Origin of the sequence: Streptomyces viridochromogenes DSM 40736 (genome assembly GCF_000158955.1) — a bacterium.
Classification (GTDB): Bacteria; Actinomycetota; Actinomycetes; order Streptomycetales; family Streptomycetaceae; genus Streptomyces; species Streptomyces venetus.
On record NZ_GG657757.1, the window covers coordinates 4313690 to 4339806 of the forward strand.

Genomic DNA, 26117 nt, shown 5'->3' on the forward strand with positions numbered 1-26117 from the left:
GGCTCGGCGCGCCCTAGCTCGTTAGAACTCGGGCGCGCTCACACCCGTACGAGTGAGGGCCTCGACCACGGCGTCCACGACGGCCTCGACATCGGGCACCCACGGCGAGGCGGAGCCGGGCAGCGGCGCCCGCTCCCAGCGGATCTCGCCCTGGCCCACCTCGGACGGGGGCAGGGCCAGGTAGCCGCCGTCCCCATGGAAGCGCAGGGAGCCGGGCACGAAGTCCTTGGCGTACAGCAACTCGCCGAGTTGCTCCATGGAGTACGGCTTCACGAGGATCGCCCAGCGGGTGGGGGAGGCCACGACCGGGCCGAGCCGCATACCCGTGCGGTCGAGTGCTTCGAGGGCGCGGGCGGCCGGCAGGGCGGGCAGCGAGACCGCGCAGGGGGCCTTGCCGCCGGTGGCCAGGATGATCGGCGCCGCGGGCCGGTTGCCCCACCACCAGCGCAGCATGCGCTCGTCGGTGGTGGCCGCGAGGAGGCCGGGGTCGAAGGGGTGCGCACCGGGCACGGTGCACTCCGGGTCGGGGCAGGCACAGCCGCCCGTCCCCTGCGGGTCCGCCGCCACTCCCGGGAGTACGGGCCACTGCCATTGGGTCGCATAGGTCAGGGCCGCGCCGATCAGCTCAGGCGTCCCGTCGTTGCGCTGGGACAGGAGCCTGCGTCGCCTTCCGAGGATCTCGCGCATCAGCGCTCGTTCCTTTCCGTTGCACGCCGGCAACACCGTGGGCCACATCACACCATGTGTCGATCACTTCACTGTGCGTACCTATGGGCGCATCACACCCCTGCTGGAAGCACGGGGAACCCCTATGGGTCGAGCTTTGGCTGCCTCCGCGGCCGTCGCGCCCATACTGCGTCGGTCAAAAGCACGGGCGTGGCGTAGGGGTGGCGAAGTATGGCGTTTGCCGTCGCGCGTATTTCTCTCCGCCTCCGCCACGGGAGGATGGGGCACGGTCGTCGGTGGATAGGACGCCCGGGTCCGTCACCAGGTTCCGGGTGGTTCCCGACCACCCCTGGCCTTCACCGAGTACGTACCCATCACGACCGTCGTGACGCTCCGTCGAGCAAGCCCAGTCGACCGCAATAAGCCGTCCACTGCGGCAGTTTTAAGCCAACTTTGCTTTTACGCAAGAGGAAGGAACATTTCCCCCTCAGCTCTCTCGGACACCAGGAATCCCAGCAGGACAATGCTGGACATCCCCTCACGAGTGCGTGTACATGTGGAGACACTGCTAGCGGCGCAGAATGACATGGGGGTTTGCGATGCTTTTGAGCAGTACGCACCGGCCGGAAAGCCGGATGCCATGAACGCCCCGCACCCTCCGAAAGTGGCTGGAATCGATCCAACGGTTCCGTCGCCCGCACACACTGTCGCGCCCGTCGCGCCGACTTCCTCCCCGACCGCCCCGCCACCTCCCCCCGGCCCACCCGGCGCCGTACTCCAGGACCGCCTCGCCGGCTGGGTCTCCGACCTCACCACCCTCCACGAGCTCACCGAGCGCCTGGCCCGCACGACCGGGCTCGACGAGGCGCTCCAGGAACTGCTGCGGGCCGGCGCCGCCCTGGTGGGCGCGCGGCGCGGCCTCGTCGTACTCGAACCCGGCGACGGCTTCGGCCCGGACACCACCATCGGTCTGGGCCTGGCGCGCGCCGATCTCGGCCACATCGAGACGGTGCCGCGCAGCGCCCTGTCCTACGGCCGGATCCTCGACGGACTGGGCGGCGAGGACGGCATCGCCGAGCCCGACCTGTTCGCCGAGGAGGGGCTCGACCCCCGCCACCGCCAGGTCGCGGCGCACCTCGGTTACGCCGCCAGCTACGCCCTCCCCCTGTCCACCGAGACCGCCGGCCGCCTCGGTGCCGCCGTCTGGCTCTACGACGAACCCGCCGAGCCCGGCGAACGGCAGCGCCACCTCATCGGCCTGTACGCCCGGTACGCCGCCGAGCACCTCGCGCGGCTCCTCGAACTGGAGCGCACACGCGCGTCCATGGCGACCATGGCGGACGAGCTGCTGCCCGCGCGGCTGCCTCGGGTGGCCGGCGTCCAGCTCACCGCCCGGCACCGCACGGGCCCTCGGGGCGGCGGCGACTGGTACGACGCGCTGCCGCTGCCCGACGCCGCCCTCGGCCTCGCCGTCGGCTCCGTCACCGGGTCGGGACCCAGCGCCGTCGCCGCGATGGGACGGCTGCGGGCCTCGCTGCGCGCGTACGCCGTGATGGAGGGGGAGGACCCGGTCGCCGTCCTGTCGGACCTGGAGCTGCTGCTGCGGCTGACCGAGCCGGCCCGCTCGGCCACCGCCCTGTTCGCCTACTGCGAACCGGCCGCCCGCAAGATCACGCTGGCCGGTGCCGGGCACAGCCCGCCGCTGCTGGTCGGGGAGCGCCGCACCGAGTTCGTGGAGACGTCGGTCTCCGCCCCGCTGGGCATGCTCGCCTGCTGGGAGGCGCCGAGCGTGGAGATCCTCGCCGACCGTGGAGAGACGGTTCTGCTGTACACCGACGGGCTGCTGCACCGCACCGGCGAGACCACCGACCGCGCCTTCGCCCGACTGCACGCGGCGGCCGCCGCAGTCCCCAGGGCGCTGCGGCGCGACCCCGGCGCGATCGCCGACCACGTCCTGCGCAGCGTGCTGCCGGACGGACTGGACGCGGCCGGCGGTGCGGAGGACGTCGTGCTGCTGGCGGTGCGTTTCGAGTAGCGCTCCTCGTCGTCCCTCGTCATCGGCCTGAGACCGTTTCCGCGCCGCCGTACAGTGGAGGCGGTCCAGCGCCGTATCGAGGAGGATGACCGTGGCGGAGGAGCTCACACCGGCGACCCCGGACGAGAGCGAAGAGCCCATCAAGCAGCGGAAGAACGGACTGTACCCCGGCGTGTCCGACGAGCTTGCCGAGAACATGAAGAGCGGCTGGGCCGACACCGAGCTGCGTGACCTCGAGCCCGTCCCCCAGGCCGCCGAGACCGCCGCCCGCCGGGCCGCGCTGTCCGCGCGCTTCCCGGGTGAGCGACTGGTGATCCCCGCGGGCAACCTGAAGACCCGCTCCAACGACACCGAGTACGCCTTCCGGGCCTCCGTCGAGTACGCCTACCTCACCGGCAACCAGACCGAGGACGGCGTCCTGGTCCTGGAGCCCAGGGACGAGGGTCACGAGGCGACGATCTACCTCCTGCCGCGCTCCGACCGCGAGAACGGCGAGTTCTGGCTGGACGGCCAGGGCGAGCTGTGGGTCGGCCGCCGCCACTCCCTCAGCGAGGCGGAGCGGCTGTACGGCATCCCCGCCTCCGACGTGCGTGAGCTGGCCGGGGCCCTGCGCGAGGCCACCGGCCCGGTGCGCGTCGTGCGCGGGTACGACGCCGGCATCGAGGCCGCGCTGACCGACAAGGTCACCGCCGAGCGGGACGAGGAGCTGCGGGTCTTCCTCTCCGAGGCGCGGCTGGTCAAGGACGACTTCGAGGTCGGCGAGCTGCAGAAGGCGGTCGACTCGACCGTGCGCGGCTTCGAGGACGTGGTGAAGGTCCTCGACAAGGCCCGGGCGACCTCCGAGCGGTACATCGAGGGCACGTTCTTCCTCCGCGCGCGCGTGGAGGGCAACGACGTCGGCTACGGCACGATCGCCGCGGCCGGTCCGCACGCCTGCACGCTGCACTGGGTGCGCAACGACGGGCCCGTGCGCTCGGGCGATCTGCTGCTGCTCGACGCGGGTGTGGAGACGCACACGTACTACACGGCCGACGTGACGCGGACACTGCCGGTCAACGGCCGGTTCAGCGAGATCCAGAAGAAGATCTACGACGCCGTGTACGAGGCCCAGGAGGCCGGCATCGCGGCGGTCAAGCCCGGGGCGAAGTACCGGGACTTCCACGACGCGGCGCAGCGGGTGCTCGCCGAGAAGCTCGTCGAGTGGGGGCTCGTCGAAGGGCCGGTGGAGCGGGTGCTGGAGCTGGGGCTCCAGCGGCGGTGGACGCTGCACGGGACCGGGCACATGCTCGGCATGGACGTGCACGACTGCGCCGCCGCGCGGACCGAGACGTACGTCGACGGTGTGCTGGAGCCGGGGATGTGTCTGACCGTCGAGCCCGGGTTGTACTTCCAGGCCGACGATCTGACCGTGCCGGAGGAGTACCGGGGCATCGGGGTGCGGATCGAGGACGACATCCTCGTGACCGAGAGCGGCAACCGGAACCTGAGCGCCGCGTTGCCCCGGCGGTCGGACGAGGTCGAGGCGTGGATGGACGCCGTCAAGGGCTGAGTCCCCGGTGCGGGTCGCCTGTGGTCGATCGCGCGGTTCCGCGCGCCCCCAGGGCGTCCAGGAACAGCGCGCCCGAAAGCAGGGGCCCGCTGCCTCGGGGTGCCCAGGCGCGCGTGCGAAGGTCCGTGTCCAGGGCTCTCAGCGCCCTCGCGCCCGGGTCCGCCGCCGTTCCGCCCGCCTCCAGGACACCGCGCGCCTCCGCCTGCACATGACGCAGGCCCATGGGCCCCGCCGTGTACAGCAGTTCCGTGTCCTGGAGTGTGGACATCACCGTGAGCAGGGCGTCCAGGCGGGCCTGGGGTTCCGAGGCGCCCTGCTTGCGGGCGGTCGCGAGGGCGGTCAGGGCGCGGCGGACATGCGGGAAGCCCGCTCTGGCCTCGCCCCGGGCGCCGGCCGCGCCGTAGCGGGCCGAGACCGTGGAGCCGCGTGAGGGGCGGCGGGGGGCGCGGCGGTCCGGGTGGGCGGCCAGTTGCTTGGCCAGGGCTGTGGTGTCCGCCGGCTCGGCTCCCGGGTGGAGTGCCGCTGCCGCCACGAGCAGGCCCAGTGTCCACAGGGCGCCTCGGTGGCCGCCGCCCGCGAGACCCACCGTGTGTTCCGTCGAGCGACCGATCGCGCCCAGCTCCGCGCGGAGCCGGGCACTGGGCTCTCCCGTGCGGCGGGCCGCGGCGGCCATCGCCGTGAGGCCGGGGAGCAGTGCCCTGGCCGACCAGCGCAGGGCGCTGTGGTCCCGGCGGGTGGCCCGGGCGGTCAGGTCGCGCGGGTCGGGCAGGCCCGGCTTGGGTGCCAGGGCCAGCTGACCGACCAGCGCGTCGACGGCGGCCTGTGCCAGGGCCTCGTCCTCACGGTTGTTCAATGCCGCCTCCCCCGCCGCCCGCGCCCGTGTTCTCCGCGTCCGTGTTCTCCGCGTCCGGGTCTATACCCAGGGTGAGGAAGCCCTTGGTTGGTGTCCCTGCGGTTTCCCGTCATGAGCGGGGAATCTAGGGACGTCGCCCGTCAGAGGCGTGGGGCTGGGCTGAGAGACTGCTGTGAACTCACCGCAAGCATCCGGCCAGGGGCTAAAAAACCGCAGGTCAGCGCTAGTTGACGTATGAGATCATGACGCACCTTGCCGAGCCGACTCCGGGAACAGGCGACGATCACCATGAACAACGTCCAGACGGCGCTGACCATGCAGGACGCCATCCTCACCCTGCAGAAGTACTGGAGCGACAACGGCTGCATGATCACGCAGCCGTTGAACACGGAGGTCGGAGCCGGTACGGCCAACCCGGCCACGGCACTGCGGGTGCTCGGTCCCGAGCCGTGGAGCGTGGCCTACGTCGAGCCCAGCGTCCGGCCCGACGACTCGCGCTACGGCGAGAACCCCAACCGGCTCCAGACCCACACCCAGTTCCAGGTCATCCTCAAGCCCGACCCGGGCAACCCGCAGGAGCTGTACCTGGGCAGCCTGCGGGCGCTCGGTGTCGACCTGAACGCGCACGACGTGCGGTTCGTCGAGGACAACTGGGCCTCTCCCGCGCTCGGCGCCTGGGGGCTGGGCTGGGAGGTCTGGCTGGACGGCATGGAGATCACCCAGTTCACCTACTTCCAGCAGGTCGGCGGCGTCGCCCTGGACCCGGTGTCGGTGGAGATCACGTACGGCCTCGAACGCATCCTGATGAACCTTCAGGGCGTGTCCCACTTCAAGGACATCGTCTACGCGCCGGGCATCACGTACGGCGAGGTGTTCGGGCAGAACGAGTACGAGATGAGCCGCTACTACCTCGACGACGCCGATCTCGACACCAACCACCGGCTCTTCGAGTCGTACGCGGCCGAGGCCCGGCGCCTGCTCGACCTGGAGCTGCCGGTTCCCGCGTACATGTACGTGCTCAAGTGCAGCCACACCTTCAACGTGCTCGACGCGCGCGGCGCGATCAGCACCACCGAGCGGGCCAAGGCGTTCTCGCTGATGCGCGGTCTGACGCACGAGACGGCCACGTTGTGGGAGCGCCGGCGGGCCGCGCTGGGGCATCCGCTGGGGGTGGCGGCCGCCCCGGCCCCGGCACAGCGCGCCGCGCTGCCCAAGGTGCCCGGCGTCGAGACGCTGCTGTTCGAGATCGGAGTGGAGGAACTGCCGTACGCCGACGTCCCGGCCACCACCGAGGCGGTGCGCGAGTCGGTCACCGCCAAACTGGCCGACACCCGGCTGGGCCACGGCGCGATCACCGTGATGGCCACGCCGCGCCGGATCGTGATCACGGTCGAGAACGTGCAGCCGCGCGAGCGGGACACCGTGCGGACCGTGCGCGGCCCCAAGGTCGCGGCGGCCTACAAGGACGGCGCCCCCACCGCCGCGCTGCTGGGCTTCGCCCGCAGCCAGGGCGCCGATCCGGCGGACGTGCGGGTCGTCGACGTGAAGGGTGTCGAGTACGTCTCGGTCACCCGGCACGAGGAGGGGCGTCCGGCCGTCGAGGTGCTCAGCGATCTTCTGGCCGAGGTCGTGTCCGGGCTGCGGGCCGGCCGCAACATGCGGTGGAGCGACCCGGGCCTGTCGTTCTCGCGCCCCGTGCGCTGGCTGCTCGCCCTGCTCGGCCGCACCCCCCTGCCGGTGGTCGTCTCCTCGCTGACCGCGGGCGACACGACACGCGTGCACCGCCAGGCCCCCTACCCGGAGGTCCGGGTGACCGCCGCCGAGGGCTACCCGCACTTCCTGCACATGCACGGCATCCTGCTCGACCGGGACGCCCGGCGCGGCGCGGTGGTGCGCGGCGCCCTGGAGGCGGCGGCCGAGGTGGGCGGGCGGATCGACGTGGAGGACCAGGCCGGTCTGATCGACGAGATCACCGACATCCTGGAGTTCCCGTACGCCGTGCGGGGGTCGTTCGACGAGCGCTATCTGGAACTGCCCGCGAGCGTCCTGACCACCGTCATGCGCAAGCACCAGCGCTATCTGCCCGTGATGGACGGCGAGCGCCTCATGCCTCACTTCGTCACCTTCGCCAACGCCCTGTGCGACGACGACGTGGTGCGGGCGGGCAACGAGGCGGTACTGCGGGCCCGTTACGAGGACGCCGCGTTCTTCTGGCGGGCCGACCTCAAGGTGACGCCGGCCGAGTTCCGCCGGCGGCTGGACAAGCTGACGTTCGAGGACCGGCTCGGTACGGTCGCCGACCGCGCCGAGCGCATCGCCGTCCTGGCCCTCGACCTGACCCGGCGTGCCGGGCTCGCCGAGGAGACGGTGGACGTCGTCCGGCGTGCCGGTGCGCTGGCCAAGTTCGATCTGGCCTCGCAGATGGTCATCGAGTTCTCCGGCCTCGCCGGGGTGATGGCCGAGGAGTACGCCCGCCGGGCGGGTGAGTCGCCGGAGGTCGCCGAGGCCCTCGCCGAGATGGAGCTGCCCCGCTCCGCCGGTGGCGCGCTGCCGACCGGGGACGCGGGGGCCGTGATGTCGCTCGCCGACCGGTTCGACCTGGTGACCGGCATGTTCCTGATCGGCGCCGAGCCGACCGGCAGCTCCGATCCGTACGGGGTGCGGCGGGCCGCGATCGGGCTGCTCAACGTGCTGCGGACCGCTCCCGCCGTGGCCGGTCTCCGGGTGAGCGACGGCTTGCGCGCGGCGGCCGTGCGGTACGCCGCACAGGGCGTCGAGGTGCCTGCCGAGCGGGTGGCCGCGGCCGCCGAGCTGGTCACCCGGCGCTACGAGCAGCAGCTCACGGACGCCGGGCACGAGCACCGGCTGGTGCAGGCCGTTCTGGGGTGGGCCGACCGGCCCGCGTACGGGGACCGCACGCTGGCCACGCTGGAGCGGCACATCGGGACGGAGGCTTTCGAGGCCCTTGCGGCCGCCTTCCAGCGGGTGGTGCGCATCCTTCCCGAGGGTGGCGTCGAGGCGGCGGATCCGTCGCTGCTGACCGCGCCCGCCGAACTGCGTCTCGCCGAGAGCGCGGAGGCCGTACGTCAGGCACTGCACGGCCGGGAGGACGACCTCGGCGCACTGATCGAGGTCTCCGGGCCGCTGGTCGAGGCGATCGGCGTCTTCTTCGACGAGGTGCTGGTGATGGACCCCGACCCGGCGGTCCGCGCGGCCCGGCTGGCGCTGCTCACGGAGGTGGCGGGGCTGGCGCGTACGACGCTGGACTGGGGCGCGCTGTAACCGGGAGCACGGCGAAGGGGCGGTGTTTCACGTGAAACACCGCCCCCGGATCGAACGGTGTCGACGCCGAGGCGCTAGACCGCCATCAGCGGCGCGGCGCCTTCGCGCCACTTGAGGACCTTGTCGAAGCTCACCACGGCACCGCCCCGGCCCGGCTTGTTGTTGATGTGCACGTGGTCGGCGAGCTCCTGGATGAGACACAGCCCCCGGCCGTGCTCCGCGTCGGAGTGCGCGGGACGGATCTGCGGGCGGGAACGGCCCGCGGACGCCCCGGGGAAGCCCGGACCCGCGTCGGCGACCTCGATGCGGCACTTCTCGCCGTCGAGGTAGGCCGTGACGCGGTACGCCTCCGAACCAGGACCGCCGCACGCCATGTCCCCACCGTGCTCCACGGCGTTCGCACACGCCTCGCTGAGCGCGACGGAGAGGTCGTAGGAGATGTCGGGATCGACGCCCGCGGTCTCCATGGTGCCGATCAGCAGGCGCCTGGCGAGTGGCACGCTGGCAGCCTCACGCCGCAGATGGAGTGACCACCAGATGCTCATGCTCCAGCCTCCTGGCCGCGGCTCGACATACCGTTACGTATTGCCCCGAGTCCCCGCACGTAAGCGTGAAGTTGGCGTGACGCCGCCCATACGGCGGATGCGCACTGGTCCTGATCGGTGTATTGGGGAAGAGTGGTGCCGGTGTATGTGGGGGCGGTCCGGGCCAGACGGTGACGTTTCGGTTGTTCCGCATCTTGCGGACCTGCCGTACGGGGCCTGCGGGGCCAGTGCGATGATGAGCCCGCCATGACTGCCCCCCAAGCGCCCACGACGCGCCCCGGACACACGCTCCGGATTGTCCGGGCCGCGGTGTTCTCCGCGGTCTGTGTCGTGCTGGCCGGGGCAGGTCACGCACTCGCCTCCTGCGACAGCATCCCGCTGTGGACGCTCGGCGCCGGGTTCCTCGGGGTGGTCGCGGTCACGGCACCCCTCGCCGGGCGCGTGCGCTCGCTGCCGGTGATCACCGCGGCGCTCGCCGCCGGTCAGACCGTGCTGCACACCCTGTTCGGACTCGGCCAGCACGGCACGGCCGCCGCCGCGTCGACGTCGGCGGGCACGAGCGACACCGCGCTGGTCCGGCAGGCCGCGCGCCTCGTGTGCGGGACCACGGCGACGGCGATCAGCCCGGCACAGGCCCACAAGATCCTCACCGACGCCCGGGTCCAGCCGGACGCGGGAGCGCACACACCCATGCCGGACGCCGGGGCGTCGGCCTCCCTGTGGCCGTCCCTGCCGATGCTGCTCGGCCACGTGCTCGCGGCGATCGCCGCCGGCTGGCTGCTGCGCCACGGCGACCTGGCTCTGCTGCGGCTCACCGAACTGTCGGCGCAGGGCGTCACCGAAGGGGCGCTCGTGCGCTCCCTGCGGGCCGCGCTCGCGCTGGTTCGAGCCCTGCGCGCCGGTCTCCCCGGCGCGCCCGACGCATCTGCGCGCCCCGCGCACGCCGTGCGCCCCGTGCCCGAGATGCCGCGCACGACCGCACTCCAGCACACGGTGGTCCGGCGTGGCCCGCCAGCCGCCGCGGTCACCGCATCCGCACTCGCCCTCGCCGCCTGACACGACGCGAACACCACTCCGTCTCTCCGCGTATCTCTTCGGACGACCCGGAGAAGGGACCGCCGTCGTGCGGCACGCGCGCGTGCGCGGATCCCTCTTCTCTCTCGTCCATCGAAAAACGACTCACAGCGGAGTGCCCCTTCCATGAAGGCTTCCCGTATCGCCGCGGCCGGTGCCGCCGCCGGCATCACCGTGCTCGCCCTGTCCGCCCCCGCCTTCGCGCACGTCAGCGTGCAGCCCGAGGGCGAGGCCGCCAAGGGCGGTTACGCGGTCGTCGACTTCAAGGTCCCCAACGAGCGCGACGACGCCTCCACGACCAAGCTCGAGGTCAACTTCCCCACCGACCACCCACTGGCCTCCGTCATGCCGGAGCCGGTCCCGGGCTGGAAGATCGAGGTCACCAAGTCCAAGCTGGCCAAGCCGCTGGAGATGCACGGCGAGAAGATCTCCGAGGCCGTCACCAAGGTCACCTGGACCGCCGACGGCGACGGCATCGAGGCCGGCTTCTTCCAGAAGTTCCCGGTCTCCGTCGGCACCCTGCCCGAGGACACCGACCAGCTGGTCTTCAAGGCCCTCCAGACGTACTCCAACAAGGAGGTCGTCCGCTGGATCGAGGTGCCGCAGAAAGGCGAGGACGAGCCCGACAACCCGGCGCCGGTGCTGGAGCTGTCCGCCGCCTCCGAGGACGGGCACCACGGCTCTTCGGGCGACGAGGCCTCTGACGCCGAGTCGGCTGAGAACGCCTCCGCCGAGACCGCCGCCGACTCCGGCTCCTCCGACGACACCGACACCACCGCCCGGGTCCTGGGCGTCGTCGGCATCGTGGTCGGCGCGGCCGGCGTCGCCTACGGCGTACTCGCCGGGCGTCGGCGCACCAACGCCTGAGGCTGCTTCCGTTGCACGGCGCGCACCGGGCCCCCGCCCCCGCACAGGGGGCACCCCGGTGCGCGCCGGGTCACCGACAACTGGGACATTTTTCTATGCGCACCAAGACCTTCGCCGCGGCCGCACTGCTCGCCGCCGCCTCCCTCACCCTGACCGCCTGCGGCAGCGGCGGCGACAGCGACAAGCCCGTCGCCGTGGTGTCGGAGGAGGCCGGCAGCGACAAGGCCGCCACCGTCCTCGACCAGCCCTTCGAGAAGCCGGACCTGGTCCTCACCGACACGCAGGGCAAGAAGTACGACCTCCGCAAGGAGACCCAGGGCAAGCCCACGCTGATCTACTTCGGCTACACCCACTGCCCCGACGTCTGCCCGTCGACCATGAGCAACATCGCCGTGGCCAAGAAGCAGCTGCCCAAGGCCGAACAGGACGACCTGCGCGTCGTGTTGGTCACCACCGACCCGGACCGTGACACCCCGGCCGAACTCGGCAAGTGGCTCAAGGGCATCGACCCCCAGTTCGTCGGTCTGACCGGCGACTTCTCGACCATCCAGGCCGGAGCCCGCACTCTCGGCATCGCCTTCGACCCGCCGAAGAAGGACAAGAACGGCAAGCTCATCTCCGAGCACGGCACACAGGTCATCGCGTTCTCGCCGAAGACCGACGGCGGCTACGTGCTCTACGGCGAGGACGCCACCGTCGACGACTACACCAAGGACCTGCCCAAGCTCGTCAAGGGGCAGAAGCCGTGAGGCGGCGGCTCGGCCCGGCGGCACTCGCCCTCACCGGAGCGCTGGCACTGGCGGGCTGCGGCGGCTCGGACTCGGACTCCGGGAGCTCCGGTTCCGGCGGCAAGGCCGAACTCTCCGTCGGCTCCGCGTACATGCCGCAGCCGGTCTCCGACGAGATGGCGGCCGGCTTCTTCACCATCGCCAACAAGGGCGGTGCCGCCGACGAACTGACCTCGGTCACCAGCGACGTCGCCGGGCAGGTCACCGTGCACGAGACCACCGGCCAGGCCATGCGGGAGGTCAAGAGCCTGAAGGTCCCCGCACACGGTGAACTGGTCCTCAAAAGCGGCGGGAACCACCTGATGTTCGAGCAGCTGAAGCGCAAGCCGAAGGAGGGCCAGACCGTCTCCGTCGAGCTGCGCTTCGCCCACTCCGGCCCCGTCAGGGTCGAGATGCCGGTGAAGTCGGCGACCTACACCCCGAAGACCGGACACTGAGGGAGGGACCCCTGTGACGCAGACCATCGCCCCCCGCGTCCGGACCGTGGTGCTGCTGCTCCTGGCCGCGGCCTGCGCGCTCCTCGCCGGAGCCGGACCGGCCTCCGCGCACGCCGCGGTGACCGGCAGCGACCCCGGGCAGGGGGCGGTGGTCCAGGAGGCCCCCGCCCGGATCTCGCTCACCTTCTCCGAGCAGGTCGCGCTGTCCGGCGACTCGCTGCGCGTGCTCGACCCCGAGGGCAAGCGCGTCGACTCGGGCGAGCCGTCCAACGTCAGCGGCACGACGTACGCCGTGCGGCTCCAGCCGGATCTGCCCGACGGCACGTACACCGTCGCCTACCAGGTCGTGTCGGCGGACAGTCACCCCGTCACCGGGGCCTACACCTTCTCCATCGGCGCCCCCTCCAAGACCTCCGCGGCGGTCTCCGGGCAGGCGACCGACGACGGGGTCGTCGGCTGGCTGTACGGAATCGGGCGGTACGTGTCCTACGCCGGGTTCATCGTGATGGCCGGCGGCGCCGCCTTCGTGCTCGCCTGCTGGCAGCGCGGCTCCGGGGTACGGCCCGTGCAGCGGTTCGTCGTCTCCGGATGGCTCGCGCTCACCGCCGCGACCCTCGCCCTGCTGCTCCTGCGCGGCTCCTTCACCGGCTCCGGCAAGGTCGCCGACATCTTCGACCTGTCCCTGCTCGGACAGGTGCTCCAGACCAAGACCGGCGCGGCCCTGGTCTCCCGGCTGCTGCTGCTCGCCGCGGCGGCGCTCTTCATCGCCGTGCTGTTCGGGGCGTATGACAAGCGGGAGGACGCCCAGGAGAAGCGGGACCTGACCTTCGGGCTCGCGATCGGCGGCGTCGTCGTGGCGGCCGGGATCGCCGCGAGCTGGGCCATGTCCGAGCACGCCTCGGTCGGCCTCCAGGCGAGCATCGCCATGCCGGTCGACATCGTCCATCTGCTGGCCGTCGCCGCGTGGCTCGGCGGGCTGGGCGCGCTCCTCGTCGCCCTGTACCGGGCCCCCGCGGACGCGCCCGTCGACTCCACGGCCGTACGCCGCTTCTCCGCCGTCGCCTTCGGCAGCGTCCTCGCCCTGATCGCGACCGGCGCCTACCAGTCCTGGCGCCAGCTCGGCTCCTGGTCGGCCTTCACGGACACGCGGTACGGGCAGCTGCTCCTCGCCAAGATCGCCCTCGTGGCCGTGCTGGTCGGTGTCGCGTGGATCTCGCGCCGCTGGACGGGACGGCTGGCGGAGACGGTCGCGGTGCCGGCCGAACGGGAGAAGGAGCGGGTCGGCGCGGGGGCAGGTGCCCAGGCCGTCGGCCACACCGACGCGGACAGTGACGCGGGCACGAACACGGATGCCGACACCGCCGCTGCCGCTGCCTCTGCATCGGCCTCTGTCTCTGCCTCTGCCTCTGCCTCTGCCTCTGTCTCTGCCTCTGTCGACGCTGACGCTGACGACGACCACGGCTCCGGCCCCGGCAAGGACCTCGACTCCGGCTCCGACTCCGACCCCGACGAGCCGCGCGCAGCCGACCCCGCCGACGCCGAGCGCGCCGCCCAACTCGCCCGGCAGCGGGCCGCTCGCGACGCCGCCCGGCAGAAGCGGCTGCGGGACGCCGACCCGGACCGTTCCGGCCTGCGCCGCTCCGTGCTGGCCGAGGCCGGCATCGCCGTGGTCCTGCTCGCCGTCACCACGGTGCTGACGCAGACCGAGCCGGGACGGACGGAGCAGGAGGCCAGGGCGGCCACCTCGGCTGCCGCAGCCGCCGAGGCCGACACGGGCGCGTCCGGGGCGCTGACCCTCGACATGCCCTTCGACACCGGCGGCGAGGACGGCAAGGGCGTCGTCACGATCGACCTCGACCCCGCGCGCGTGGGCGACAACGAGATGCACGTCTACGTGGAGCGGCCCAACGGCCGGGCCTTCGACATCCCCGAGGTGAAGGTCGACTTCACCCTCGGAGCCAAGGACATCGGGCCCCTGCCCGTCGTCCCCGACCACATCGCTACCGGACACTGGTCGGCGAACGGAGTGCAGATCCCCATGGCCGGCGACTGGAAGGTCGACGTGACCGTGCGGACCTCCGACATCGACGAGGTGACCGTCACCAAGAACGCGCAGATCGGCTGAACCACCATGGCTGACCAGTCCATCCCGAAGGCCCGCACTGCCCCCGGCGCCACCCCGGAGGAGGGGGAAGCGGCCTCCGCCACGGAGGGCATCTCCCGACGGCGGCTGCTCGGCACCGCCGGTGCCACCGGGCTCGTGCTCGGCACGGCGGGGTGCCGCCGTCGGATACGCCGCCGCACCCTCCGAGGCCTCCGCTCCACTCACCTCGCTCGGCACCGACCGGGCGATGTTTCACGGGAAACATCAGCCCGGCATCACCGACGGCCTCCAGTCCCACGGCCACCTCGTCGCCTTCGACCTGGCGGCGGGCGCCGGCCGCAAGGAAGCCGCCGCCCTGCTGCGCCGCTGGTCGGAGACGGCCCGGCGGCTGATGGCGGGCGAGCCGAGCGCGCACGACGACACCGGCGTGGCCCGGGACGCCGGACCCTCGTCGCTGACCGTCACCTTCGGCTTCGGGCACAGCTTCTTCGCCAGGACGGGTCTGGAGAAGCAGCGTCCTGCCTCTCTGGACCCGCTGCCCGAGTTCTCCTCCGACCACCTCGACAAGAACCGCAGCAACGGGGACCTGTGGGTGCAGATCGGCGCCAACGACGGCCTCGTCGCCTTCCACGCCCTGCGCGCCATCCAGAAGGACGCCGGCGCGGCGGCCCGGGTCCGCTGGCAGATGAACGGCTTCAACCGCTCGCCGGGCGCCACCGCCCACCCCATGACGGCACGCAACCTGATGGGCCAGATCGACGGCACCCGCAACCCCAAGCCGGCCGAATCCGACTTCGACCAGCGCGTCTTCGTCCCCGCGCAGGGCGAACCGGCCTGGATGGCGAACGGCTCCTACGCCGTCGTACGCCGTATCCGCATGCTCCTCGACGACTGGGAGAAGCTCTCCGTCACAGCGCAGGAGAACGTGATCGGACGCCGTAAGTCGGACGGTGCGGCGCTGTCCGGGGGCACCGAGACGACCGCGATGGACCTGGAGAAGACCGACTCCCAGGGCAACCTGGCCGTCCCGATCAACGCCCACGCCCGCATCACCCGGCCCGACCAGAACGGTGGCGCGGCGATGCTCCGCCGTCCGTTCTCGTTCCACGACGGCATCGACGCGGACGGGGTGCCCGACGCGGGCCTGCTCTTCATCTGCTGGCAGGCCGATCCGCTCCGCGGCTTCGTGCCGGTGCAACGCAAACTCGACCGCGGTGACGCCCTGTCGGAGTTCATCCGGCACGAGTCGAGCGGGCTGTTCGCGGTGCCGGGCGGGGCCGCGGAGGGCGAATACGTGGGACAGAAGTTGCTGGAGGGGTGAAAGTTCATCCCTGTGGGCTTGTGGGGGATGTCGTTTCCGCGAGCCCATTAGGGTGAGGTCATGCCAGCGAGCTATGCGTATCTCGGCCCCGAGGGCACTTTCACCGAAGTCGCCCTGCGCACCCTTCCCGAGGCCGCCACCCGGGAACTCATTCCGTACGTGTCCGTCCAGTCCGCGCTCGACGCGGTACGAGCCGGCGAGGCCGAGGCCGCTTTCGTGCCGATCGAGAACTCCGTCGAGGGCGGCATCACCACCACGCTCGACGAGCTGGTCGCCGGCGCGCCGCTGATGATCTACCGCGAGGTGCTGCTGTCGATCACCTTCGCGCTGCTGGTCCGCCCGGGTACCGAGCTGTCCGACATCAAGACGGTCTCCGCCCATCCGGCCGCCCAGCCGCAGGTGCGCAACTGGCTGAAGAAGAACCTCCCCGACGCGCACTGGGAGTCGGCCGCCTCGAACGCGGACGCGGCCCGGCTGGTCCAGGAGGGCCAGTACGACGCCGCCTTCGCCGGCGAGTTCGCCGCCGCCCGCTACGGCCTCGAGGCCCTGGAGACGGGGATCCACGACGCGGAGAACGCCCAGACGCGGTTCGTGCTGGTCGGCCGGCCCGCCCGGCCCGCGGCGCCGACCGGCGCGGACAAGACCTCCGTCGTGCTGTGGCAGCGCGACGACCACCCCGGCGGCCTGCGTGACCTGCTGGGCGAGTTCGCCACGCGCGGCATCAACCTGATGCTGCTCCAGTCCCGGCCCACCGGTGCGGGTATCGGCAACTACTGCTTCTGCATCGACGCCGAGGGCCACATCTCCGACCGCCGGGTGGCCGAGGCCCTGATGGGCCTCAAGCGGATCTGCCTCCAGGTGCGCTACCTCGGCTCCTATCCCCGCGCGGACATGCAGCCGGGGGAGGTCCAGCCGCCCCGTCTGGGGACGTCGGACGAGGCGTTCGTGGCGGCGGCGGACTGGGTGGCGCAGTGCCAGGACGGGCGCTTCTAGGCGGTCGTACCTGCTGATTTTCGTTATCCACAGAAGTTATCCACAGGTCAGCTTCTCGACCTGGGGACAAGTCGACATCACAGCATGATTCAGTCGACAAATCGCCCTACGCGGTCTTGAGGGTCCATCGGTACGCAGATCGGCCTTCGTCCACCGTTTTCCCTTGTGTAACTCTTCAGGGGGACCCAATCCCACTCGAAAGTGAGGATAGGGCAGGTTTGTGCTGGGAATTCTGAGGGGTGATCCGGCCTTCCGGAGTGATCAATTCCGAAGTCCACAGATCTTCCACACAGCCTGTGGATAACTCTGCGCCGGGTGTGGATTCCTGTGGACAACCGAACCCCAAGTCCCGTTCCCCACAAGGAAGTCGAGTCAATGCGGCGCCCCGCGGATGCCTCGTACCGGCTAGAGTGCCGTCTTTTATTGACACTAGGTGCAATTCACCCATAACGGTACGTAATGCACGACCCGAATAGTGAGTCGTGAGCGGTCACCCCACACCGGTAGCCTTGACCGCGTGATTGACCTTCGCCTGCTCCGTGAGGACCCCGACCGTGTGCGCGCGTCGCAGCGCGCCCGTGGAGAGGACGTCGCGCTCGTCGACTCCCTCCTCTCTGCCGACGAGCGGCGCAGGTCGTCCGGCGTCCGCTTCGACGAGCTGCGCGCCGAGCAGAAGGCGCTCGGCAAGCTGATCCCCAAGGCGTCCGGGGACGAGAAGGCCGAGCTGCTGAAGAAGGCGAGCCGGCTCGCCGCCGAGGTCAAGGCCGCCGACGCGGAACGCGACGCGGCCGCCACCGAGACCCAGGAGCTGCTCCAGAGGCTCGGCAACCTGGTCCACCCGGACGTGCCCGTGGGCGGCGAGGAGGACTTCGTCACGCTGGAGACGCACGGCACGATCCGTGACTTCGGCGCCGAGGGCTTCGAGCCCAAGGACCACCTGGAGCTCGGCCAGATCCTCGGCGCGATCGACGTCGAGCGCGGCGCCAAGGTCTCCGGCTCGCGCTTCTACTTCCTGACGGGTGTCGGCGCCCTGCTGGAGCTCGCCCTGGTGAACGCGGCGATGGCCCAGGCCACCGCGGCCGGCTTCACGCCGATGCTGACCCCGGCCCTGGTCCGCCCCCAGTCCATGGCGGGCACGGGCTTCCTCGGCCAGGCCGCCCAGGACGTCTACCACCTCGCCGACGACGACCTGTACCTGGTCGGCACCTCCGAGGTCCCGCTCGCGGCGTACCACATGGACGAGATCCTCGACGCGGACCGCCTCCCCCTGCGCTACGCGGGCTTCTCGCCCTGCTTCCGCCGCGAGGCCGGTTCGCACGGCAAGGACACCCGGGGCATCTTCCGCGTGCACCAGTTCGACAAGGTCGAGATGTTCTCCTACGTCGCCCCGGAGGACTCGCAGGCCGAGCACCAGCGGCTGCTGGAGTGGGAGAAGCAGTGGCTGACCTCGCTGGAGCTGCCGTTCCGGGTCATCGACGTCGCCTCCGCCGACCTCGGCTCCTCGGCCGCCCGTAAGTTCGACTGCGAGGCCTGGATCCCGACCCAGGGCAAGTACCGCGAGCTGACCTCGACCTCGGACTGCGCCGAGTTCCAGTCCCGCCGGCTGTCGATCCGGGTCCGTGACGGCAAGCAGGTTCGCCCGCTGGCCACGCTCAACGGCACGCTGTGCGCCGTACCGCGCACGATCGTGGCGATCCTGGAGAACCACCAGCAGGCCGACGGCTCGGTGCGCGTGCCCGAGGTGCTGCGTCCGTACCTGGGCGGCCGGGAGGTCCTGGAGCCGGTGGCCAAGTGAGCGACACGGCCCCTTCGGGCGGCTTCCCGTACAAGCTGATCGCGACCGACCTCGACGGGACGCTGCTGCGTTCCGACGAGTCGGTGTCGCCCCGTACCCGTGACGCGCTCGCCGCTGCCGCCGCGGCGGGCGCCGCGCACATCGTCGTCACCGGCCGCGCGGTCCCCTGGACCCGGCCCATCCTCGACGAGCTCGGCTACCAGGGGCTGGCCGTCTGCGGCCAGGGCGCGCAGGTGTACGACGCCGGTGCCCACCGCCTGCTGACGTCGGTGACGCTGGACCGGCAGCTGGCCGGGGTGGCGCTGGCGAAGATCGAGGCGGAGGTCGGCCCGCTGTACCTGGCGGCGAGCCGCGACGGCCTGGACGGCGAGGTGCTGGTGGGCCCGGGCTACGCGGTCCAGGGGGCGCTCCCCGCGACCCCGTTCACGGACGCGTCGGACCTGTGGACCGCGCCCCTGAACAAGCTCTACATCCAGCACCCGACGCTGTCGGACGACGAGCTGTGCGAGGTGGCGACCCGGACCGCCGGTGGGTTCGTCAGCGTCGTCATGGCGGGCGAGGGCATAGTCGAGCTCCTTCCCCTGGGCCTGTCCAAGGCGACGGGCCTCTCCCTGGCGGCCCGTCGGCTCAAGGTGAAGGCGGCGGACACGATCGCCTTCGGCGACATGCCCAACGACCTGCCGATGTTCGCCTGGTCCTCCTACGGTGTCGCCATGGCCGACGCCCACGAGGAGTTGAAGGCGGTGGCCGACGAGGTGACGTCCTCGAACGAGGAGGACGGGATCGCCGTGGTGCTGGAGCGGTTGCTGAGCTGAGCCTTCAGGTCTTGCGCATTCGGGTCTTGCGCATTCAAGTCTTGAGCTCGGGTCTTGCGCATTCGGGTCTTGCGTGCGGCGGAGGATGCACGGATCGAACGTGCGCGGGCTGTTGCGAGCCCGACCACGGCTGCTTCTGATCAAACGCAGGGCAAACCGGTGCCTTACCACTCGGCCAATCCTCCGGGTGGGCGGCCCACGCGAGTGCGATGTCGCGTGCTCGAAGCGGCCGCCCCGGGCAGCTCCCCGTGTGGGGCGAGCTCTACGGAGCCGGTAGCGACTACTCCGGAGCCCGCCGCGGGCTGCCCTGAAGGGAGCTGGACGTACTGCCGTGCATGGACATCGTCCCGCTCCTCTCCCAGAACTCGGCGCCGGACTTCCTCGCCCGGCGGGGTGAACACCACCACTCTGCCCGCCGGGTGAATGGGACGCCACCGATTAAATCGCCCGGCCTCAGCGCCTGCGCCACCTGCGTCGGCGGGACTTGCTGAAGAACCAGCCCGCGGGCGGCTCGTCGGAGCGCCAGGGCTGGGGCTCCGGCTCCTCGCGCCGCCAGCGCTCGGCGAGCATCCGGGCACGGGCGGACGGCTCGGAGGTCTCGGCGGAGCGTATGAAGTCCTCGTCCAGAACGAGGTCGTCCCAGGCGTCGTCCTGACCGCCGTCCTCGTGCTGAGCCTTCTCGCCCGCCATCCCTGTCTCCTTCCGGCCGTCCAACTCCCGTGTGGTGCCCCTACATCCCGTTTGCCCAGTGTGCCCGGACAGGGGTGAAGCCCCCGTCAGGGCCCGGGACCGTCACTCCTCGCCGGCGAGCGTGAGCGAGCGCAGCTTCTGGCCGGCGTACCAGGTGGCCAGGACCGTGACGGCCACCAGCAGCACCGTCGCCGTGGTCAGGCCGACGTCGGAGCTCACCAGGTCCCCGCCGGACACCTTCTGGGCCACGGCCAGGGACCACTGCTGGACGCTCAGCGTGCGGGCGCCCGGCACCAGGGAGCCGAACAGGGCCTCCCAGACCAGCGCGTAGACGAGGCCGAACACCACCGCGTGCCGGGAGACCGTGCCGAGCAGCAGGAACAGCGCCGCGTACGCGATGGACGCGACCAGGGCGGCGACCGTGTAGGCGACGGCGATCTGCTGGCCGTTGCCGTTCAGGATGAACCCGGCGATGAGCGTCGGCACCGCCGAGAACACCATGGTCACGGCGATCGCGACGATCAGCTTGGTGAAGATGATCGTGGGTCGTTTGATCGGCTTGGACAGCAGGTACACCACCGAGCCGTCGTCGATCTCCGGCCCGATCGCGCCGGTCCCGGCGATGACGCCGATCAGGGGCACCATCGTCGCGAGGGCGAGGCCGCCCAGCAGGTCCGACGCCGTCTGGTCGTCCGCTCCGGCCAGTGCGCGCACCGCCACGGAGATCACGATCAGCAGCAGCGGCAGGGCACCGAGGATGAGGGCCCGGCGCCGGCCGAGCAGGGCCCGGTACGTGAGCCGGGCGACTGTGGGGTCGTACATCAGGGCCTCCTACGCCGCGACCAGGTACGAGAAGACGGACTCGAGGGACTCGTCGGACGGCGAGACCGTGAGCAGCCGGATGCCGTGGTCCCTGGCCACCCGCGGCAGCAGGGCCGTGAAGCGGCCGAAGTCGACGGCCTGGATGCGCAGCGCGCCCTCGGCGAGGTCGACCTCGATGCCGGACGTCGAGGGGTCGGCGATCAGCGCGGCCGCGAGGGCGCGGTCGTCACTGGAGCGCACCAGGTAGCGGTGCGGGCGGTCGGTCATCAGACGGCGGATCTTGCGGAAGTCACCGCTCGCCGCGTGCCGGCCGGCGACGACGACCTCGATGTGCCAGGCGAGTTGCTCGACCTCTTCGAGGATGTGGGACGAGAACAGCACCGTGCGGCCCTCGTCGCCCATGCGCCGCAGCAGTTCCATCAGCTGCATGCGCTGGCGCGGGTCCATGCCGTTGAAGGGTTCGTCCAGCAGGAGCAGCGACGGGTCGTGGACCAGGGCGGAGGCCATCTTCACGCGCTGGCGCATGCCCTTGGAGTACGTCTGGATCTTGCGGTCCTGCGCGTACTCCATCTCGACCGTGGCGAGCGCCTTCTGGGCCGCCTTGGCGCCGAGGCCGTGCAGCTCGGCGTTGGCGAGGACGAACTCCTTCCCGGTGAGGAAGTCGTACATCGCCTCGCGCTCGGGTACGACGCCGATGTGCCGGTAGATCTGCTCGTTGCGCCACACCGGCTGGCCGTCGAGCGTGACCGTGCCGGTGGAGGGGGCGAGGAAGCCGCCCATCATGTTGATGAGGGTGGACTTTCCGGCGCCGTTGGGGCCGAGCAGGCCCGTGACGCCGGGGCCGACGGTCATGGTGATGTCGTTGACGGCGACCACGTTGCCGAACCAGCGGGAGACGTGGTCGATGGAGAGCGTGGTCACAGGCCCACCTTCTTGTAGCGGCGCATCAGGAGTCCGTAGCTCGCGGCGATCAGGCCCAGAGCGACCAGGACGTAGACGACGCCCTCCCCGTGGCCGGGGCCCACCCCGCCGGGGAAGGCGGAGGTCGCGCCGAGGAACGCGGACTGCACCCCGTCGACGAGCGTGATCGGGGAGAACAGTCCGATCCACGGCACGGCGTCGCTGCTGCCCTGCGCGTCGGCGATGGCCTGGAGGGTGGAGACGGCACCGTAGGTGATGGTCAGCACGGCGATCACGGCCGCGATGCCGAAGCCGCGGCGCGGGGTGAAGGACGCGATGACCAGGCCGATGCCGGCGAACAGCAGTGAGAGCAGCGCCACGGAAACCAGTCCCTGTGCGAATCCCTTGGTCTGGTCGGCGAAGTCGAGCTTGGCCAGCAGCGCGCCCACGTAGAGCACGAGCAGGGGCGCCGCGGTCAAGATGAACAGGGCCGAGGCCAGCGCCGCGAACTTGGCGCGGACGTAGTCGGCGGTCTCGATGGGCCGCGAGAAGTACAGCGGCACGGTCTTGAAGCGCAGGTCGCGCGAGACGGACTGGGGGGCCTGCGAGGCGACGTACAGGCTGATGACCGCCTGCATGACGATCGCGTTGCGCGTGTAGTCCAGCGGCAGGGCGCCCGCCTTGGTGGCGACCGCGACGGCGACGATGATGGCCGCGGGCACGCACATCACCACGAACAGCAGCATCGGCAGCACCTTGGACTTGACCGAGCGGCCGAGGCCGTAGGAGCCGCGCAGGGACTGCGAGTACAGGGAGCGGCGGGCGTAGGCACGGCCCAGGCGGGGGCCGTCGTAGTTGCGGTAGCCGATGTTGTGGATGCGGGTCTGGTCACCGGGTGCCGGGGCGGGTGTCCCCGTGGAGTGCTCAACCGCCATGGCCGACCGCCTCCTTCCGCTGCTCGTGCTCGTCACTGCTCTTGAAGACCTCGGCGATGTGGTGCCGGCGCTGCTCCATGCGCACCAGGCCGAGTCCGAGGTCCGCGATCACGTCCCGGACCAGGTCGTAGGTCTCCTCGCCCTGTGCGGTGAGCAGCAGGATGTGGCCGGCGCCCGGCAGGCCGCCGCCGTCCTCGACGCTGACCCCGCGCGCGTGCAGCGCGTCGCGCACCGCGTGGGTGCCGTCCGGGTGTTCGTCGGTGTCGGTGACCTCGATCGCGAGGGTCGTGGTGGTCTGCGTGAAGTCCGTGGTGGAGCTGGAGCGCAGGAGCTTGCCGCCGTCGATGACGACGACGTGGTCGCAGGTGCGCTCCAGTTCGCCCAGCAGGTGCGAGGTGACCAGGACCGAGATGCCGAAGTCGGTGTGGATCCGGCGGATCAGGCCGAGCATCTCGTCGCGGCCGACCGGGTCGAGGCCGTTGGTCGGCTCGTCCAGGAAGACCAGCTGCGGGTCGTGCACGAGGGCCTGAGCGAGTTTCACGCGCTGCTTCATGCCGGTCGAGTAGCCGCCGATGGGGCGGTAGCGCTCCTCGTACAGGCCGACGTGGCGCAGCGTGTCGGCGGTGCGTTCGCGCGCGGCGGTGGGCGGCAGGCCGGACATGCGCGCCATGTGGACGACGAACTCGGTGGCCGAGACGTCCGGCGGCAGGCAGTCGTGCTCGGGCATGTAGCCGACCCGCTCGCGGATGTCGGCGCCCTTGGAGGCGACATCGAGTCCGAGCACTTCGGCGCGGCCCTCGGTGGCGGGGGACAGACCCAGCAGGATCTTGATCAGTGTGGACTTGCCGGCCCCGTTGGCTCCGACGAGTCCGGTCACACCGGGCCCGACGTCCACGGAGAGCCGGTCAAGCGCGGTCACCCGGGGGAACCGCTTGCTCAGGCTTTCGGTCGCGATCACAGTCACCCTTCGACGGTAGGGGCCGTGAACGTGGCGGTCGTCACTCCGCAGAGCTGTCTTCACATCAGCCTGGAGTATTACGGGCCCTTAGGGGAGCTGGTTCTCGGGGGTTACCACGGCCGTGGTAACCCCCGAGGGCCGCCCTATTGACGACTTCTCTAACAACTGCCAGATTCGCCGGATGACGTTGCTCAAGGGGGCGCGGGAGCGCCGGGTGCGGACCGGCGAAGTCGAGTTGTGCGTTTCCGAGTTGGGGGATCCTCACCGGCCGACGGTGGTGCTGGTGCACGGCTACCCCGACAGCAAGGAGGTGTGGTCCGAAGTGGCCGCGCGGCTCGCCGGGCACTTCCACGTGGTGGCGTACGACGTCCGCGGCCACGGCCGGTCGACGGCCCCGCGGCCGCTGCGGGGCGGGTTCACGCTGGAGAAGCTGACGGACGACTTCCTGGCCGTCGCGGACGCGGTCAGCCCGGACCGGCCGGTGCACCTGGTCGGGCACGACTGGGGCTCGGTGCAGGCCTGGGAGTTCACCACCGTCAAGCGCACCGAGGGCCGTATCGCCTCCTTCACCTCGATGTCCGGGCCGTCCCTCGACCACTTCGGCCACTGGATCAACAGCCGCGTGAAGCGGCCCACCCCGCGCCGGGTCGGGCAGCTCCTCGGGCAGGGCGCGCGGTCCTGGTACGTGTACCTGCTGCACACGCCCGTGCTGCCCGAGCTCGCCTGGCGCGGCCCGCTCGGCAGGCGCTGGCCGGGGATGCTGGAGCGCCTCGAGAAGGTGCCGGGCGACGGCTACCCGACCGCGTCGCTGCCCTCCGACGCGGCGCACGGGGCGTGGCTGTACCGGGACAACGTCCGGCCCCGGCTGCGCAGGCCACGCCTCGACGCGCACGCCCACGTGCCGGTGCAGATCGTCACGCCTCTGGAGGACCGCTTCCTTTCGGAGCGGCTCGACGAGGGACTGGAGCGGTGGGTCCCGCACCTGGTCCGGCGGACGCTTCCGGCGGGGCACTGGATCCCGCGCACCCGTCCCGACCAGCTGGGGAACTGGATCACCGAGTTCGTGACGTCGGTCGAGGAGGGGCGGGCTCCGGTCGCGGCGAGCGGCAGGCACGCCGAGCGGTTCGGCGGGCAGCTCGTGCTGGTCACCGGGGCCGGGAGCGGCATCGGACGGGCGACGGCGCTCGCGTTCGCCCAGGCCGGAGCGCGCGTGGTGGCCGTCGACAGGAACGCCGAGGCGGCGGTCCGCACCGCCGAGTCCGCCCGGCGCGCGGGCGCCCCGGCGGCCTGGGCGGAGACGGCCGACGTCTCCGACGAGCAGGCCGTGGAGAAGCTCGCCGAGAAGGTCGGCAGAGAGTACGGCGTGGTGGACGTCCTCGTGAACAACGCCGGGATCGGACTGTCCGGTTCCTTCTTCGCCACCACGTCCGAGGACTGGCGGAAGGTCCTCGACGTCAATCTGTGGGGCGTGATCCACGGCTGCCGGCTCTTCGGCCGGCGGATGGCCGAGCGCGGGCAGGGCGGCCACATCGTCAACGTGGCGTCGGCGGCGGCGTACCAGCCGTCCCGGGCGCTGCCCGCCTACAGCACCTCCAAGGCGGCCGTGCTGATGCTCAGCGAGTGCCTGCGCGCGGAGCTCGCCGGTCAGGGCATCGGCGTGACGGCGGTGTGCCCCGGCATCGTCAACACCGCCATCACGTCCACGGCGCACTTCGCCGGGGTCGACGCCGGTGAGGAGAAGCGGCTCCGGCAGCGCGCCACCCGTCTGTACGGGCTGCGGAACTATCCTCCGGAGAAGGTCGCCGTGGCGATTCTGCGGGCGGTGGCACGCAACGAGGCGGTGGTGCCGGTGACGCCGGAGGCGCGGAGTGCTCGGGTGCTGGCGCGCTTCGCACCGGGGCTGCTGCGAGGCATCGCGCGCATGAAACCGCCGGTCTGACGGGCCCAAGAACCGTGAAGTGAAGGCCAGTTGTCCACAGAATCGCCAATTCCCCTGTGGATAACACCACTTGGTTGTGGATCAAACCTCTGTACTGAAACTCGATCGCGTGATTCACGTCTCTCCCGCACCCTGGTGGCATGGACGAGAGACGCACCGTCAAGGTGTCGAAGTACCTGTCGAAGCATCTGCGGCACCAGCCGGAACGGATCGGACTGACCCTCGACGAAGGCGGCTGGGTCGAGATCGACACCCTGATCGGCGCGGCCGCCACGCACGGCTTCCGGTTCACCCGCGACGAACTGGACCATGTCGTCGCCACCAACGACAAGCGGCGATTCGCCGTCGAGGGCACCCGGATCCGCGCCAGTCAGGGCCACAGTGTCGAGGTCGACCTGGGCCTGCCGCCGGCCACCCCGCCCGCGTACCTGTACCACGGCACCGTCGCCCGCCACCTGGACGCGATCCGGGCCGAGGGCCTCAGGCCGATGGACCGGCATGCCGTGCACCTCTCACCCGACCGCGAGACGGCGACCCGGGTCGGCGCCCGCCGCGGCCGGCCGATCGTGCTGACGGTGGACGCGGCCGCCATGCAGCGCGACGGCCATGTCTTCCATGTGAGCGCGAACGGCGTGTGGCTGACCCAGGCCGTGCCGCCGCCGTATCTGCGCCTCCCCGAGCCGCGCTGACCCGCTGCGCGCGCCCCGCGACTCACGGTCACTGTTTCACGTGAAACACGGGTGACCCCC

Annotated in this window: 21 protein-coding genes, 1 tRNA gene and 1 pseudogene; 14 read left to right on the plus strand and 9 right to left on the minus strand. The window is 71.3% G+C overall.

All coding sequences use genetic code 11. The features are described 5' to 3' along the window. Positions 1-21 precede the first annotated feature (21 nt). On the minus strand, positions 22-687 hold the full coding sequence (locus tag SSQG_RS18955; RefSeq protein WP_003991415.1) for a bifunctional DNA primase/polymerase: 666 nt from the start codon (positions 685-687) through the stop codon (positions 22-24). 502 nt (positions 688-1189) lie between these two features. On the opposite strand from SSQG_RS18955, the gene SSQG_RS18960 reads away from it, so the two are divergent. Together SSQG_RS18960 and SSQG_RS18965 are read left to right on the plus strand one after the other, a co-directional pair. Continuing rightward, on the plus strand, positions 1190-2701 hold the full coding sequence (locus tag SSQG_RS18960) for a PP2C family protein-serine/threonine phosphatase (RefSeq protein WP_003991416.1): 1512 nt from the start codon (positions 1190-1192) through the stop codon (positions 2699-2701). Between the two features lie 85 nt (positions 2702-2786). Next, positions 2787-4250 carry an aminopeptidase P family protein gene (locus SSQG_RS18965; RefSeq protein ID WP_003991417.1) on the plus strand — a complete coding sequence of 488 codons (1464 nt, stop codon included), beginning with the start codon at positions 2787-2789 and terminating at the stop codon, positions 4248-4250. Here SSQG_RS18965 and SSQG_RS18970 read toward each other — a convergent pair. Further along, positions 4240-5103: a triphosphoribosyl-dephospho-CoA synthase gene (locus tag SSQG_RS18970; protein ID WP_003991418.1), complete on the minus strand. Its 864-nt coding sequence runs from the start codon at positions 5101-5103 to the stop codon at positions 4240-4242. The genes SSQG_RS18965 and SSQG_RS18970 overlap by 11 nt on opposite strands. A gap of 252 nt (positions 5104-5355) precedes the next feature. Between SSQG_RS18970 and SSQG_RS18975 the strand changes: the two genes are divergently transcribed. After that, the gene (locus tag SSQG_RS18975; protein ID WP_003991419.1) at positions 5356-8385 is read left to right on the plus strand and encodes a glycine--tRNA ligase; all 3030 of its coding nucleotides are present in this window, start codon (positions 5356-5358) and stop codon (positions 8383-8385) included. Between the two features lie 74 nt (positions 8386-8459). On the opposite strand, the gene SSQG_RS18980 is transcribed toward SSQG_RS18975, so the two are convergent. After that, positions 8460-8930, minus strand: a complete 471-nt coding sequence (locus SSQG_RS18980; protein WP_003991420.1) for an ATP-binding protein — start codon at positions 8928-8930, stop codon at positions 8460-8462. A 246-nt stretch (positions 8931-9176) separates the two neighbouring features. On the opposite strand from SSQG_RS18980, the gene SSQG_RS18985 reads away from it, so the two are divergent. The 9 genes and pseudogenes from SSQG_RS18985 to SSQG_RS19025 all read left to right on the plus strand — a co-directional run bounded on the left by SSQG_RS18985 (position 9177) and on the right by SSQG_RS19025 (position 19124). Further along, the gene (locus SSQG_RS18985; RefSeq protein ID WP_003991421.1) at positions 9177-9986 is read left to right on the plus strand and encodes a hypothetical protein; all 810 of its coding nucleotides are present in this window, start codon (positions 9177-9179) and stop codon (positions 9984-9986) included. 144 nt (positions 9987-10130) lie between these two features. Further along, positions 10131-10871 carry a YcnI family protein gene (locus tag SSQG_RS18990; protein ID WP_003991422.1) on the plus strand — a complete coding sequence of 247 codons (741 nt, stop codon included), beginning with the start codon at positions 10131-10133 and terminating at the stop codon, positions 10869-10871. Between the two features lie 95 nt (positions 10872-10966). Further along, positions 10967-11620: an SCO family protein gene (locus SSQG_RS18995; RefSeq protein WP_003991423.1), complete on the plus strand. Its 654-nt coding sequence runs from the start codon at positions 10967-10969 to the stop codon at positions 11618-11620. Beyond that, on the plus strand, positions 11617-12096 hold the full coding sequence (locus SSQG_RS19000; RefSeq protein WP_003991424.1) for a copper chaperone PCu(A)C: 480 nt from the start codon (positions 11617-11619) through the stop codon (positions 12094-12096). Before SSQG_RS18995 ends, SSQG_RS19000 begins: the two co-directional genes overlap by 4 nt. 13 nt (positions 12097-12109) lie before the next feature. Further along, positions 12110-14221, plus strand: coding sequence for a copper resistance CopC/CopD family protein (locus SSQG_RS19005; protein ID WP_039933107.1), 2112 nt, complete (start codon positions 12110-12112; stop codon positions 14219-14221). A 6-nt stretch (positions 14222-14227) separates the two neighbouring features. Beyond that, positions 14228-15521, plus strand: a pseudogene (efeB, locus tag SSQG_RS19010) (iron uptake transporter deferrochelatase/peroxidase subunit). Between the two features lie 60 nt (positions 15522-15581). Continuing rightward, positions 15582-16514 carry a prephenate dehydratase gene (pheA, locus tag SSQG_RS19015; protein ID WP_003991427.1) on the plus strand — a complete coding sequence of 311 codons (933 nt, stop codon included), beginning with the start codon at positions 15582-15584 and terminating at the stop codon, positions 16512-16514. Positions 16515-17031: 517 nt separating this feature from the next. Beyond that, positions 17032-18309 (plus strand): serine--tRNA ligase, encoded by a 1278-nt coding sequence (gene serS / locus SSQG_RS19020; RefSeq protein ID WP_003991428.1) that lies wholly within the window; start codon positions 17032-17034, stop codon positions 18307-18309. Then, a complete protein-coding gene (locus SSQG_RS19025; RefSeq protein ID WP_003991429.1) occupies positions 18306-19124 on the plus strand; it encodes an HAD family hydrolase in 819 nt (272 codons plus the stop codon). Before serS ends, SSQG_RS19025 begins: the two co-directional genes overlap by 4 nt. A gap of 79 nt (positions 19125-19203) precedes the next feature. On the opposite strand, the gene SSQG_RS41415 is transcribed toward SSQG_RS19025, so the two are convergent. The 6 genes from SSQG_RS41415 to SSQG_RS19050 all read right to left on the minus strand — a co-directional run bounded on the left by SSQG_RS41415 (position 19204) and on the right by SSQG_RS19050 (position 23429). Then, positions 19204-19309: transfer RNA gene (locus SSQG_RS41415), tRNA-OTHER, on the minus strand. A 268-nt stretch (positions 19310-19577) separates the two neighbouring features. Beyond that, positions 19578-19814, minus strand: coding sequence for a hypothetical protein (locus SSQG_RS19030; RefSeq protein ID WP_003991430.1), 237 nt, complete (start codon positions 19812-19814; stop codon positions 19578-19580). A gap of 102 nt (positions 19815-19916) precedes the next feature. Then, the gene (locus SSQG_RS19035; protein WP_003991431.1) at positions 19917-20636 is read right to left on the minus strand and encodes an ABC transporter permease subunit; all 720 of its coding nucleotides are present in this window, start codon (positions 20634-20636) and stop codon (positions 19917-19919) included. Between the two features lie 9 nt (positions 20637-20645). Continuing rightward, entirely contained in the window at positions 20646-21557 is a 912-nt protein-coding gene (locus SSQG_RS19040; RefSeq protein WP_003991432.1) for an ABC transporter ATP-binding protein, read from the minus strand. Next, positions 21554-22471, minus strand: a complete 918-nt coding sequence (locus SSQG_RS19045) for an ABC transporter permease subunit (RefSeq protein WP_003991433.1) — start codon at positions 22469-22471, stop codon at positions 21554-21556. Before SSQG_RS19045 ends, SSQG_RS19040 begins: the two co-directional genes overlap by 4 nt. Next, complete coding sequence (locus tag SSQG_RS19050; protein WP_003991434.1) at positions 22461-23429, minus strand: ABC transporter ATP-binding protein; 969 nt, start codon at positions 23427-23429, stop codon at positions 22461-22463. Before SSQG_RS19050 ends, SSQG_RS19045 begins: the two co-directional genes overlap by 11 nt. A 181-nt stretch (positions 23430-23610) precedes the next feature. On the opposite strand from SSQG_RS19050, the gene SSQG_RS19055 reads away from it, so the two are divergent. Both SSQG_RS19055 and SSQG_RS19060 read left to right on the plus strand, forming a co-directional pair. Next, positions 23611-25368 (plus strand): SDR family oxidoreductase, encoded by a 1758-nt coding sequence (locus SSQG_RS19055; RefSeq protein WP_003991435.1) that lies wholly within the window; start codon positions 23611-23613, stop codon positions 25366-25368. A gap of 140 nt (positions 25369-25508) precedes the next feature. Next, complete coding sequence (locus tag SSQG_RS19060) at positions 25509-26057, plus strand: RNA 2'-phosphotransferase (RefSeq protein WP_003991437.1); 549 nt, start codon at positions 25509-25511, stop codon at positions 26055-26057. Positions 26058-26117 lie beyond the last annotated feature (60 nt).